General features: G+C 58.3%; 15 protein-coding genes and 3 tRNA genes. 12 read left to right on the top strand and 6 right to left on the bottom strand.

The annotated features are described in order from the left end of the window. Positions 1-56: 56 nt before the first annotated feature. Entirely contained in the window at positions 57-872 is an 816-nt protein-coding gene (gene ku / locus IEX27_RS03275) for a non-homologous end joining protein Ku (protein ID WP_188719484.1), read from the bottom strand. Positions 873-1,000: 128 nt separating this feature from the next. Continuing rightward, complete coding sequence (locus IEX27_RS03270; protein WP_188719483.1) at positions 1,001-1,852, bottom strand: TrmH family RNA methyltransferase; 852 nt, start codon at positions 1,850-1,852, stop codon at positions 1,001-1,003. A 205-nt stretch (positions 1,853-2,057) separates the two neighbouring features. On the opposite strand from IEX27_RS03270, the gene IEX27_RS03265 reads away from it, so the two are divergent. Beyond that, positions 2,058-2,142 (top strand) — tRNA-Tyr (locus IEX27_RS03265). A 10-nt stretch (positions 2,143-2,152) separates the two neighbouring features. Next, positions 2,153-2,226: transfer RNA gene (locus tag IEX27_RS03260), tRNA-Gly, on the top strand. 35 nt (positions 2,227-2,261) lie between these two features. On the opposite strand, the gene IEX27_RS03255 is transcribed toward IEX27_RS03260, so the two are convergent. Next, complete coding sequence (locus tag IEX27_RS03255) at positions 2,262-2,555, bottom strand: hypothetical protein (protein ID WP_188719482.1); 294 nt, start codon at positions 2,553-2,555, stop codon at positions 2,262-2,264. 180 nt (positions 2,556-2,735) lie between these two features. Continuing rightward, a complete protein-coding gene (locus tag IEX27_RS03250) occupies positions 2,736-2,984 on the bottom strand; it encodes an amphi-Trp domain-containing protein (protein ID WP_244630209.1) in 249 nt (82 codons plus the stop codon). 324 nt (positions 2,985-3,308) lie between these two features. Between IEX27_RS03250 and IEX27_RS03245 the strand changes: the two genes are divergently transcribed. Then, positions 3,309-4,604 (top strand): YadA-like family protein, encoded by a 1,296-nt coding sequence (locus tag IEX27_RS03245; protein WP_188719480.1) that lies wholly within the window; start codon positions 3,309-3,311, stop codon positions 4,602-4,604. 43 nt (positions 4,605-4,647) lie between these two features. Then, positions 4,648-5,187: an invasion associated locus B family protein gene (locus IEX27_RS03240; RefSeq protein ID WP_188719479.1), complete on the top strand. Its 540-nt coding sequence runs from the start codon at positions 4,648-4,650 to the stop codon at positions 5,185-5,187. Positions 5,188-5,229: 42 nt separating this feature from the next. On the opposite strand, the gene IEX27_RS03235 is transcribed toward IEX27_RS03240, so the two are convergent. Both IEX27_RS03235 and IEX27_RS03230 read right to left on the bottom strand, forming a co-directional pair. Next, positions 5,230-5,562, bottom strand: a complete 333-nt coding sequence (locus IEX27_RS03235; RefSeq protein ID WP_188719478.1) for a DUF982 domain-containing protein — start codon at positions 5,560-5,562, stop codon at positions 5,230-5,232. A gap of 100 nt (positions 5,563-5,662) precedes the next feature. Further along, positions 5,663-7,030, bottom strand: a complete 1,368-nt coding sequence (locus tag IEX27_RS03230; RefSeq protein WP_188719477.1) for a dicarboxylate/amino acid:cation symporter — start codon at positions 7,028-7,030, stop codon at positions 5,663-5,665. 388 nt (positions 7,031-7,418) lie between these two features. Here IEX27_RS03230 and tuf point away from each other — a divergent pair, with 388 nt between their 5' ends. The 8 genes from tuf to rplL all read left to right on the top strand — a co-directional run bounded on the left by tuf (position 7,419) and on the right by rplL (position 12,516). Then, the gene (gene tuf / locus IEX27_RS03225; protein ID WP_188719464.1) at positions 7,419-8,594 is read left to right on the top strand and encodes an elongation factor Tu; all 1,176 of its coding nucleotides are present in this window, start codon (positions 7,419-7,421) and stop codon (positions 8,592-8,594) included. Positions 8,595-8,905: 311 nt separating this feature from the next. After that, positions 8,906-8,981, top strand: a tRNA-Trp gene (locus IEX27_RS03220). A gap of 233 nt (positions 8,982-9,214) precedes the next feature. After that, positions 9,215-9,418, top strand: coding sequence for a preprotein translocase subunit SecE (gene secE / locus IEX27_RS03215; protein ID WP_188719476.1), 204 nt, complete (start codon positions 9,215-9,217; stop codon positions 9,416-9,418). 28 nt (positions 9,419-9,446) lie between these two features. Next, on the top strand, positions 9,447-9,974 hold the full coding sequence (gene nusG, locus IEX27_RS03210) for a transcription termination/antitermination protein NusG (RefSeq protein ID WP_188719475.1): 528 nt from the start codon (positions 9,447-9,449) through the stop codon (positions 9,972-9,974). A gap of 131 nt (positions 9,975-10,105) precedes the next feature. Beyond that, complete coding sequence (gene rplK / locus IEX27_RS03205) at positions 10,106-10,534, top strand: 50S ribosomal protein L11 (RefSeq protein ID WP_188719474.1); 429 nt, start codon at positions 10,106-10,108, stop codon at positions 10,532-10,534. 4 nt (positions 10,535-10,538) lie between these two features. Further along, positions 10,539-11,240, top strand: a complete 702-nt coding sequence (gene rplA / locus IEX27_RS03200) for a 50S ribosomal protein L1 (protein ID WP_188719473.1) — start codon at positions 10,539-10,541, stop codon at positions 11,238-11,240. A 331-nt stretch (positions 11,241-11,571) separates the two neighbouring features. Next, on the top strand, positions 11,572-12,090 hold the full coding sequence (gene rplJ, locus IEX27_RS03195; RefSeq protein WP_188719472.1) for a 50S ribosomal protein L10: 519 nt from the start codon (positions 11,572-11,574) through the stop codon (positions 12,088-12,090). 51 nt (positions 12,091-12,141) lie between these two features. After that, positions 12,142-12,516, top strand: a complete 375-nt coding sequence (gene rplL, locus IEX27_RS03190) for a 50S ribosomal protein L7/L12 (protein WP_188719471.1) — start codon at positions 12,142-12,144, stop codon at positions 12,514-12,516. Positions 12,517-12,658: the final 142 nt, after the last annotated feature.

Genomic DNA, 12,658 nt, shown 5'->3' with positions numbered 1-12,658 from the left:
ACTTTTCTCGCGCAGTTCCAGACGAAAAACCGGTTCCCACTTTTCCTGGAACTGCTTTAGCGCTTGCCCTTCTTTTCCTTGTCGATCGATCGTTTCAATGCATCCATGATGCTGACGACATTGTTGGGCGTTTCAATTTCATCATCGTCGTCCTTCTTCTTCTTGGATGGCTTCTTCTTCTGGTCCTTTTCCTTAGCTGCGATGATGTCCTTGAGCTTATCCTGCACAGGATCCTGCGCCAGTGAAGGCTCCCATTTGACCGTCTTGTCCTTGATCAGGGTCTGGATGAGGGAAACCATCTCCTTCTCGCCGGACTTCTGCGGCGCCTTGCCGTAGATTTCATCGGCCTCACGGACTTCATCACCGTATCGCAGCGTCCAGAGCACAATGCCCTTGTCGCGGGGCACAAGCATCACGGCGCGCTCACGACGGGCGAGCACCAGCCGTGAGATGCCGACCGTATCAGTTGCCTTCATGGCCTCGCGGATCACCGCGAAGGCTTCTTCGGCTACATCGTCTTCGGGCAGGAGGTAGTAGGGCGAATCGTACCAGATCCAGTCGATCGAATCGGCCGGCACGAATTGCTCGATGTTGATCGTGCGGGTGCTTTCGACGGCGGCCGCCTCAATTTCATCCTCTTCCAGGATGATTTGGCGGCCTTCCTCGATCTCGTAACCCTTGGCCTGATCCTTGTCGGATACGACCTTGCCGGTCTCGGCATCCACATAGCGGCTGCGCACCCGGTTGCCGGTCTCGCTGTTGATCGTGTGGAACCGGATCTTCTCGGAAGGGGAGGTGGCGGGCGTCAGCGAGACCGCGCAGGTCACAAGCGAGAGCTTGAGATAGCCTTTCCAGTAGCGAGGAGGCGCCATTGAGTTTTCTCCAGCCTTGCCCGGAGAACCGCCCGTTTCCCCGACAGCAACAGTCCGCCTTGCCTTCGCAGGGCGGAGGATTAGCCGGGAAAACGTTCAAAGGCGTGGTTTGGTTGCGTTCCGTCGGTTCAAGCGCCAGAAAGCGTGCGTCGGGCGACGTAGAGCGCCACGGCGGTTGCGTTGGAAACGTTGAGCGAGCGGATCGCTCCCGGCATATCCAACCGCGCAAGAGCCTTCACGGTCTCACGCGTCTTCTGGCGTAGGCCCTTGCCTTCAGAGCCCAGCACAAGCGCGATTCGCTCGCCCTGCAGCGTCTCTTCGAGAATCGCAGGGCCTTCCGAATCAAGACCGGCGGTGAAGAAGCCGAGGCCATGCAGCTCTTCGATGGCTGCCGCGAGGTTGCGGACCTCGATATGGTCGATGTGTTCCAGAGCGCCGGAGGCCGCCTTTGCCAGGACGCCTGATTCTTCCGGGCTGTGGCGGGCCGTCGTGATCAGCGCACCAGCGCCGAATGCCACGGCAGAGCGCATGATGGCGCCAACATTGTGCGGATCGGTCACCTGGTCGAGGACCAGCACCAGCGGCGTATCACCCAATGCCGCCAAGGATTTGGGGCGCAAGGGTTCTGCTTCGATCAGCACGCCCTGATGGACGGCGTCGGTGCCCGTCAGAAGGTCGATCGCCTTCGGCTCTACCATTTCCACGGGGAAGGGCAGGGCGGCCGGATCGCCAAGCTCCATGCGCTGCGCGGCGTTGCGCGTGATGAACATGGAGCGGATTTTCCGCTTCGGGTTGTCCATCGCCGCGCGAACCGTGTGCAGCCCATAAAGGCGGACGAGACCTTCCGGTGCGGCAGTTCCGGGCAGTGCCGGGCGGTTGCGGCGGCGGGGTTCGCCCTTCGACTGGTTGTCGCGGTGGGCGCGCCTCAGCCGTGCATAGTGGCTGTCCTTGGGGGTGGTGTATTTCTTTTCGTCACTCATGACCTCCCTATAGCGAAGCTATGGGGCTGCGCCTATGTGAAAAGCGAAGCCCCCTGTGAAAAGAAACCCGGCTGTTGCGATTTCTGCATCACCCCCCGTTGACAGGTGCGCTTTGGATCGCCATAACGCGGCCATTCCGGACGGCGACATTGCTTCGTAACGGCAAGGTTGTTTCCAGTTAAGTACTTGTTCCGGCAAGTGCTATGGAGGGTTGTCCGAGTGGTTAAAGGAGACGGACTGTAAATCCGTTGGCTCAGCCTACGCTGGTTCGAATCCAGCACCCTCCACCATCTTCCGGACGCGGGTATAGCTCAATGGTAGAGCAGCAGCCTTCCAAGCTGAATATGCGGGTTCGATTCCCGCTACCCGCTCCAGTCTTCGATCTCCCCAATTTCTCGTCGTCCCTCTATCACGCCTCGTAGCGGACGAGTTCACCGTAGCGATCTTCCCATAGGGAATCGTCTTCCAGGTAGACGGCCACCTGCTCGCGAATCGGGAGATTAAGCGAGAATCGGGCCTGCTCCAGCGCCTCGCCCAACGGCAGTTCTTCCGACTGATCCTGATCCGTGCGCAGCCGTACCCTCGCCATTCCGCTTGGAAGAACGTGCACGACGACAATGCTGTCATCGTCCCAATGCGACAGATCCGTAAACTGAACGTATTTGCGAACGCCCATGTTGGTCCCCACCACCGTTTGCGCCATGTTCAACCCAAATTCGGTGCATGGCAATATGGATAGTAGGGGTAGTGAGCGACGTTACACGTGGGCAGGCGGTCAGCTGCAACGCAGTAGAGCAGTTCAGAGAAACTCTGAACTGCTCTACGTCTTCGTTGTCTCGCAGTGCCGTACGGAAAACCGGTTCCCACTGTTCCAGGAACTGCTCTAGCGCTCGATCTCGGACCAGGTGATCTGGAACTCGATCTCCTCTTCGCCGCCACCGCGTTCGTACGCAATGTTGTAGTGGGCGCGGGCGGGAACGTTGATGCGTTCTCCGGCGATGTCGATTTGGAAGCGCTGCCCGTTCTCGAGTGCATCGGCGAGCCGCCTCAGTTTCTCGATGAATGCGGGTAGGGGATAGTCCTTCTCGATGTCGCGGGCGGGCTTGCCCTCCGGATTGTCTTTGGCGGGCAAGTATCCGGACGGGCGGTTTTCTTCAGGGCCTTCCCAGCGGGGAAACTGATCCGTCGTGCCGGGTTTGCCGTCTCGTGGTTCGTCGGGGGACATTCATTCCTCCACAGTTGACTGTTGTACACCCAACCCAACCCGGAGCGATGCGTTCCAACTTATCTGAAGGATGCGAAGGGTTATCCTCCATTCGAAGTATGTGGCTACGCTTATGGCGAATTCGCAACACCATCGAATAAACAAATTGGGCATGTCAGACAGCTGCTTGTATGACCAATAATAATGTGGATGATTAATCATATTAATTTTTGGTGATCTGTTGAGGGGGACATGAAGAGTTTTCTAAACGGCGCAGCTGTCTGCGCGATCGTGGCATTGAGCGCTACCGCTGCACAGGCATATCAAGCGGGTGCTGGGGCTAACGATGGGGGAAGTAACACCAACGTTGCGATTGGCGACGGTTGGACTAACATTGCTCCTGGCAATGAGTGGTCGACGGCAATTGGCTACGGGGCGGAAGTAGGTCCCAATTCTTCACAGAGCACTGCCCTCGGTTTTGATGCGAAAATCGGCCAGGGAACAGGATCTGCGCGAGACAGCACCGCAATCGGAACGCGGTCCAACATAGGCAGCGGTTCGTTCAGCAGCACCGCTGTCGGGAACACCGCAATTATTGGTGCCAATTCTCAGGAATCCACCGCGATCGGTCAGGCAGCCAGAATTGGTGACGGAGCCTCTGGTTCGCTCGCTGTTGGTCATCGTGCGTCGGTTACAGACGACACCACGAATGCGGCGGCTATCGGCAGGGATTCGGTCGCTAGCCACAATAATTCGGTGGCTCTTGGCTTCCAGTCCACGACAAAGCGGGGGGCTGAAAGCAACTATAACGGTTTTGGCCTCTCGGCCACCGAGTCGAGCGTTGGCGAAGTTGCCATAGGCACGGCGACAGGTAATCGCACCATCACGGGTGTCGCCTCTGGTACGCAGGACAATGATGCGGTCAACGTGAAGCAGCTAAGGGCGGTGAGTGACTCCGCGGTCAAGTACGACACCACGGGTGGCGCAGTTGATTACACGCAGATCACGCTCGGTCAGGGCGATGTGGGCGATGCTCCCGTGCTGATCCGTAACGTGCGCGCCGGAACTGTTGCAGCGAATTCCTATGACGCAGTGAATGGTTCGCAGGTCCATGCCATTTCCAGCAGCGTCGCGTCTGCCTTCGGTGGCGGATCGACCGTGCAGCTCGACGGCACGATCTCCGCGCCATCCTATCAAATCCAGGGCACAAGCTATGACAATGTCGGCTCTGCTTTCGGCGCGGTGGACGACAGGCTGTCGCAGCTGAGCGCGGAATTTAACGGTGGGCTCGCCAACTTGAGCTCCGAGATCAACAGCCAGGCGGGCAAGGCCGGCGCTGTCGGTCTGGCAGCCTCTTCCCTCCGCTTTGATGACCGTGCTGGCAAGCTCAGCATTGCCGCTGGCGGTGGCGTGTGGAACAACTATGGCGCCATGGCCTTCGGTGCGGGATACACTTCCATGGACCAGAGGATCCGCACCAACCTCACCGGTGTAACCACTGGCGACAAGTGGGGCGTTGCTGCAGGTGTAAGCTTCACGCTGAACTAGTTTGATGGGACTTTTCAGAAACACCTTCATTGCGGGGTTCTTGATGGCCGGGGCAGCGACCGCAGCTCCGGCCGGTCCGTCTTTCGTGGTCGTCCCATCGTCAGTGCAGCCGCCTCAGGGTGTGGAACTCGGAAGTTTCCGCAGATCAATCCAACCTTTCAGGAACTGGACGCTGATCTGTGACGAGGATCTGAAGAAGAAGCAGAGGATCTGCAATGTGCGGCAGGAGATCGCGATCGAGGGGGCCGGGACAATCTTTTCCTGGGCGATGGCTGCTTCCGACACCGGCGAGCCGAAGATGTTAGCGACCCTGCCAGCCGCTGTGGGCAAAGGCGGTGAGGTCGTTCTCACCTTCGACGGGGACGCCAAATTTTCCACAACAGCCGATTGTACTCAGCGCACCTGTTCAGCCCTAATTCCGGTTGGTCCGCAGATACGCAAACATATAACCGAGAAGCTTGAGATCCGAATCTCGTTCGATGCAGAACCGGTCGGACGTATAGAATTCGCAGCCCCGATGGAGGGCTTGGGTGACGCTCTGGAAGCTGTTGGCGAGAATATCAAACAGCAGGGTTCCAGGTAAATTGCGCAGACCGACAACAGCGGTCTGCTCTGCTCTGATATGTCACTGCCCAACGCGATAGGCGCTATTTGCCCTTCTGGCGGCTGCACTGCGCCAGGTGATGCGGAGCTTGCGGGCGCCCGTCTGCGGCTTCTCGAGTTCCGCAAGGTAGCCATGCGCATGTGCAAAGGCGATCAGGCCGCGGCGGGCGTCACTCGTATGGTCTGGATTGGCTAGCGCCGAAAAGCAGGCTTCCAGTGCACTCTCAAACAGCGGACCGTCGTGAGACTGACAGCCCAGGAGAAAATCAAAGCCTTCCTTGGCGGAATGAATGCTGGTTACGGACTGATTGGCGCAGCGAATATGAACCGGGGAACCGAATGGAATTGTCTGCATTGGTTAGTCTCCTGGAGAGTGCCCCAAACGCCCGGAAACCTCAATGGTTCCACCATATAGATGAAAAAGCCGCAGGTCGCGGCTTTTTCTTCGTTCGTCATCACGCGTGCGCGGGCGTTGGCTCAATGTCAAGAATGTCGCCGCTACCTGTGTTGTCGTAGACGGACTGGTCGAGGATGCCCGCCCGCTTCGATACGATCGTGGGGACCAGCGCCTGTCCGGCGACGTTCACTGCCGTGCGCCCCATGTCGAGAATCGGATCGACGGCGAGCAGGAGGCCGACGCCCTGTAGCGGAAGGCCAAGCGTCGAGAGCGTCAGCGTCAGCATGACGACCGCACCGGTCAGTCCCGCAGTTGCAGCAGAACCGATGACGGAGACGAAGGCGATGAGAAAATAGTCCTGCAGCGCCAGCGGCACGTTGTAGAACTCGGCGATGAAGATCGCCGCGATCGCCGGATAGATGGCGGCGCAGCCATCCATCTTGGTGGTTGCACCAAGCGGCACGGCGAAAGCTGCATATTCGCGTGGAACGCCCAGCTCACGCTCGGTCACAGCCTCGGTGACGGGGAGGGTGCCGATTGAGGAGCGCGATACAAAACCGAGCTGGATTGCAGGCCATGCTCCCGCAAAATAGCGGATCGGGTTCAGCCCGTTCGCGACGAGCAGCACCGGGTAGACCACAAAGAGCACTATCGCCAGACCAATGTAGACGGCGGCAGAGAACCAGCCGAGCTGGCCCAACGTATGCCACCCGTATTGGGCGACGGCATTGCCAAGGAGACCAACGGTGCCGATCGGCGTCAGCCGGATCACCCACCAGAGGATCTTGCGGACGATCGCCAGGAACGAGCGATTGAAGTCGAGGAAGGTCTGGGCTGCCGGCCCAACACGCAGCGCTGCAATGCCCACAACGATCGAGATGATCACGATCTGCAGCACATTGAAGTTGAGCGATGTGCTCGCCGACGCGTCCTTCAACTGTGTTTTCGCTTCCAGCCCGATCATGTTGACCGGTATCAGGCCCTTGAGGAAGTCGAGCCAGGACCCGGTTGAAGCGGGTGCGCGGGCAGCGGCCTCATCGATGAGCGCGCGGGTGCCGGGCTGGATAAGCAGGCCAAGGGTGATTCCAATCGCCACGGCAATCAGCGCGGTGATCGCAAACCAGAGCAGTGTCTGCCAGACGAGGGACGCCGCGTTCGACAGTTCACGCAGGTTGCTGATCGAAGCCACGATGGCGGTGAAGATCAATGGCGGGACGAGGGCGCGCAGCAACTGCACGAAGATCGAACCCACCGTTTGCAGGGTCTGGGCAAGCCAGTTGGGCGTGCCGTCAGGTCCCGCGCCCATTTCGCGAGCGATGAAACCCAGGACGAGGCCGAGCGCCATGGCCACAAGAACCTGAAACCCGAAAGAACGATAGAACGGCTTGGCCTCCCGAGGCCGGCCGTAGGCAGTTTGACTAGACATCTGATTACCTATTGCTAAGCGGCCACCAGGCTCGCGAGCAATGCGCCAGCTCGGGTGCCAGGCTCGCGTCAGCGCGCGAGACGTACATGCTGTATCTGTCCCCAGTTTACTGGACTGCCAGAGGCGAATAGAGGAATAATTTTCGCTGCTATTGGCAAATACTTAGCAGAAAGCGCCATGGTTTTTTATGCCTGAGCAAAAAATTGCTCATACTGGCATACAGGAGCGGTGCATTGAAAAAATCGGTCGCAGACAGGCTTTCACCTGCGCGCCCGGCGGATGGAACGAACCCCCGCATAAAGCCCAAAGGGGCTTGTATTTTACCGGCAATCCCGCTATCGCCGCCGAACTACAACCCTAATAATGTCGCCTGAGGAAGTATTCGCAAATGGCTAAAGGTAAATTTGAGCGCAATAAGCCGCATGTGAACATTGGCACGATTGGTCACGTTGACCACGGCAAGACGTCGCTGACGGCGGCAATCACGAAGTACTTCGGTGACTTCCGCGCGTACGACCAGATCGACAACGCGCCGGAAGAGAAGGCTCGTGGTATCACCATCAACACGTCGCACGTCGAGTACGAGACGGCCAACCGTCACTACGCACACGTCGACTGCCCCGGCCACGCCGACTACGTGAAGAACATGATCACCGGTGCTGCCCAGATGGACGGCGCGATCCTGGTGGTTTCGGCTGCTGACGGCCCGATGCCGCAGACCCGCGAGCACATCCTGCTCGCTCGCCAGGTTGGTGTTCCGGCGCTGGTCGTGTTCCTGAACAAGTGCGACCAGGTTGACGATGCCGAGCTGCTCGAGCTCGTTGAAATGGAAGTTCGTGAGCTTCTGTCGAAGTACGAATTCCCGGGCGACGACATTCCGGTCATCAAGGGTTCGGCTCTTGCTGCTCTCGAAGACTCCAACAAGGAGCTCGGTGAAGACGCAGTTCGCGCCCTGATGGACGCTGTCGACAGCTACATCCCGACGCCTGAGCGTCCGGTTGACCTGCCGTTCCTGATGCCGATCGAAGACGTGTTCTCGATCTCGGGCCGTGGTACGGTTGTCACGGGTCGTGTTGAGCGCGGCATCATCAAGGTCGGTGAAGAAGTCGAGATCGTCGGCATCCGCCCGACCGGCAAGACGACGGTTACCGGCGTTGAAATGTTCCGCAAGCTGCTCGACCAGGGCCAGGCTGGCGACAACATCGGTGCTCTGATCCGCGGTATCGGCCGTGAGGACGTTGAGCGCGGTCAGGTTCTGTGCAAGCCGGGTTCGGTCAAGCCGCACACGAAGTTCAAGGCTGAAGCCTACATCCTGACGAAGGAAGAGGGTGGCCGTCACACGCCGTTCTTCACCAACTACCGTCCGCAGTTCTACTTCCGCACGACGGACGTGACCGGCGTTTGCGAACTGCCGGAAGGCGTCGAGATGGTCATGCCTGGTGACAACATCACCATGGACGTGACGCTGATCGTGCCGATCGCGATGGAAGAGCGCCTGCGCTTCGCTATCCGCGAGGGTGGTCGCACCGTCGGTGCAGGCATCGTAGCTTCGATCTCCGAGTAATCGGTCCCAGCTGGACTGAATGGATCAGGGCAGCCTTCGCGGCTGCCCTTTTCTTTTGCGCGGGTCTGCTTCCATACCCATTGTTGTGCGCGGATTGCGCCTGAATCGCCTGGGGATAACTTTCGGACAAAAACGCCCAGAAGGTTGTTGCGCTCTGGGGTGAAAATGGCTACATACCGGCCCGCGCAGCGAGGTGTTCGGACACAGATTCTGATCCACCGAAACCGGTGCTAAAACAGCCAATAACTGAAGAATTGGCTTGCAGCATTTTCCGTCTCGCACTAGAAGCAGGCGGCGCAATCAAAGCGCATAGGGGTATAGCTCAGTTGGTAGAGCGGCGGTCTCCAAAACCGCAGGTCGCGGGTTCGAACCCTGCTGCCCCTGCCATCTTCCACTCTACAATTTATTTACAGGGGTTGCGTTCCACGGGAATCGGAACTATGTAGGCAATCGAGATGCGCGGTGCGTGGAGCGGTAATGTTGCTTTACGCGCCTTTCTCGTGTGTCTGGAACGGTGTGATTCGTGACTTCCTTTCGAAGTCCTGTATCCTGTGCCAGGTGAGACAGGGTGGTTCTGCCTGAAGCTATTCGGGCGCTATAATAAAGATTAAGAGCGGTATATGTCGTCCAAGACCACGAATCCTTTCACGTTTCTGCAGCAGGTGCGGTCTGAAACGGCGAAGGTGACATGGCCATCGCGCCGCGAGACAGCCATCTCGACGGTGATGGTCCTGATTTTCGCTGCGATGGCTGCGCTGTTCTTTTTTGCTGCGGATCAGCTCATGTCGTGGGTGATCAATCTGATTCTCGGAATCAGCATCTGAATCTGGCGGCGAAGGGAGAATTTTTTTCATGGCAATGCGTTGGTACATTGTCCACGCTTATTCGAATTTCGAAAAGAAAGTAGCCGAGTCGATTCTGGATCAAGCGAACCAGAAGGGGCTCGCCCACCAGATCGAGCAGGTCGTCGTTCCGACCGAGAAGGTTGTCGAAGTTCGTCGTGGTCGTAAGGTGGATGCCGAGCGGAAGTTCTTCCCCGGTTACGTCCTCGTGAAGGCTCATCTGACCGACGCTGTATTCAGCCTTATCAAGAACACGCCAAAGGTTACCGGGTTCCTCGGTGACTCCAAGCCTGTTCCGATCACTGAGTCCGAGGCCAACCGCATCCTTATGCAGGTTCAGGAAGGTGTCGAGCGGCCGAAAGCCTCGATTTCTTACGAAATCGGCGAGCAGGTCCGCGTTTCCGATGGACCGTTTGCTTCGTTTAACGGTTTCGTGCAGGAAGTGGACGAAGAGCGTTCGCGCCTGAAGGTCGAAGTGTCCATCTTCGGACGTGCCGTACCCGTTGATCTAGAATTTGGTCAGGTCGAAAAGACCTGATCAAGGTTCCGGCTCAAAGCCCGGAACAATCGCGGTGGAAGGGGCGCGTCGTTTAGCCGACGACATTGGCTCCGCACCACCAAACTGCAACCGCCGGCCGTAAGGCTGGCATAAAAACAGGCAGATGAGAAATGGCTAAGAAAGTTGCAGGCCAGCTCAAGCTTCAGGTTGCCGCGGGTTCGGCCACGCCGTCGCCCCCGATCGGTCCTGCGCTTGGTCAGCGCGGCATCAACATCATGGAGTTCTGTAAGGCGTTCAACGCACAGACCCAGGATCTCGAGAAGGGTTCGCCGATCCCCGTCGTGATCACGTACTACCAGGACAAGTCCTTTACGTTCGTGATGAAGACGCCTCCGGTGTCCTACTTCCTCAAGAAGGCTGCTGGCCTGAAGTCCGGTGGTTCCACCCCGGGCAAGTCCATTGCAGGCAAGATCACGCAGGCACAGGTTCGTGAAATCGCTGAAGCGAAGATGAAGGACCTGAACGCGGCTGACGTTGAAGCTGCGATGCGCATGGTCGAAGGTTCCGCCCGTTCGATGGGCCTTGAGGTTGCGGAGTAAGATCATGGCGAAGAAGACTTCCAAGCGCATGACCAAGGCCCGCGAGGGCATCGACGCAAACCGCCTCTATTCGATCGAGGAAGCAGTCAAGATCCTGAAGGAAAAGGCTGCCGTAAAGTTCGACGAGACCGTTGAAGTCGCGATGAACCTGAACGTCGATCCGCGTCATGCTGATCAGATGGTTCGTGGCGTTGTGAATCTGCCGAATGGCACGGGCCGTGACGTTCGCGTTGCTGTCTTTGCTCGTGGCGACAAGGCTGACGAAGCGAAGGCCGCCGGTGCAGACATCGTTGGTGCAGAAGAGCTCGTTGATGCCATCCAGAAGGGTGAGATCAACTTCGACCGCTGCATCGCGACCCCGGACCTGATGCCGCTCGTCGGCCGTCTCGGCAAGGTGCTCGGCCCGCGTGGCCTGATGCCGAACCCGAAGGTCGGCACCGTGACCACCGATGTTGCCGCTGCCGTCAAGGCATCCAAGGGCGGCGCCGTTGAGTTCCGCGTCGAGAAGGCCGGTATCGTTCACGGTGGCGTTGGCAAGGTTTCCTTCACCGAGGAGGCTATTGCTGCCAACATCCGCGCGTTTGCTGATGCAGTCATCAAGGCAAAGCCGGCAGGCGCCAAGGGTATCTACCTCAAGCGCGTTGCTCTTTCGTCGACCATGGGCCCGGGCCTGAAGATCGACCTCGGCGCGCTCGCTGCGCAGTAAGTTTCGTTGGGGGAGGCAACTCCCCTGGCATATTTCGGGGCAGAAATGCCCCGGAACCGGAGGGTAACCTCCGGAAGTCCTGTCCGAGATTGCGGGTGGTTCGCCTTAATTCACAAGATGAACCTGCATGAGACGGGTGAGACCGGACAAAAGCTGGACTTGATCCAGCGGTTGAAAGGTTCGAACCATGTAAGCCTTTTGTTGACCAGCCTTGCTGATCTGCGGAAGGGGGCAGGATCCTCGAGCGCCGTTCGGGTGATCAAACGAGAACCCGGCGGCACAAGGCAACCCGGCGGCATCATATTGGTGACGCCGTCAACTGGAGAAAGGCATGGACAGAGCGGAAAAACGCGAGTTCGTCGCTGAACTGAACCAGGTGTTTCAGAGCACCGGCTCAGTTGTCGTGGCGCACTACACCGGCCTGACCGTAGCGCAGATGACCGACCTTCGGTCGCGTATGCGCGAGGTAGGCGGTACCGTTAAAGTCGCGAAGAACCGTCTTGCCAAAATCGCTCTTCAGGGTACGCAGTCCGAAAGCATGCAGTCCCTCTTCGAGGGTCAGACTGTCATCGCTTATGCGGACGATCCGGTTGCAGCTCCGAAGGTCGCAAGTGAATTCGCCAAGACCAATGACAAGCTTGTCATTCTTGGCGGAGCCATGGGACAGACCGTGCTCGACGCAGAAGGTGTCAAGGCTCTCGCCACACTGCCTTCGCTCGACGAGCTCAGGGCAAAGCTGGTTGGTATGATCCAGACGCCAGCAACCCGGATCGCACAGGTCGTCAACGCACCGGCAGGTCAGCTTGCCCGCGTGTTTGGCGCCTACGCCCGAAAAGACGAAGCGGCATAAGACCGATCTTCTTCACCTAAACATGTGTTTGAACTTTTAAAGGAATAGAAAATGGCTGATCTTGCAAAGATCGTTGAGGACCTGTCGGCCCTGACCGTCCTTGAGGCTGCTGAGCTCTCCAAGATGCTCGAAGAGAAGTGGGGCGTTTCTGCTGCTGCTCCGGTTGCTGTTGCTGCTGCTGCTGGCGGCGCTGCTGCTCCGGCTGTTGAAGAGAAGACCGAGTTCGACGTCATCCTGGCTGACGCCGGCGCAAACAAGATCAACGTGATCAAGGAAGTACGCGCGATCACCGGTCTTGGCCTGAAGGAAGCTAAGGACCTCGTCGAGGGCGCTCCGAAGGCTGTCAAGGAAGGCATTGCCAAGGACGAAGCTGAGAAGCTTAAGGCACAGCTGGAAGGCGCAGGCGCCAAGGTTGAGCTGAAGTAATACTGTTGGCCCGCGGACCTTCGGGTCTGCGGGCCGCGGTTACAGGTTGAAAAAACCCTTTTCCTGAATGCCCCAAGAGGGCCTTCAGGAAACGGGTTTTCTACTCGTTTGAAATGGCCGTTTCCGTAAGCGGCCCATTTGG

This window comes from Nitratireductor aestuarii (assembly GCF_014641695.1).
Classification (GTDB): Bacteria; Pseudomonadota; Alphaproteobacteria; order Rhizobiales; family Rhizobiaceae; genus Chelativorans; species Chelativorans aestuarii.
Note: the sequence above shows the minus strand (reverse complement) of the source record. Positions and strands in the feature narration are given on the sequence as shown.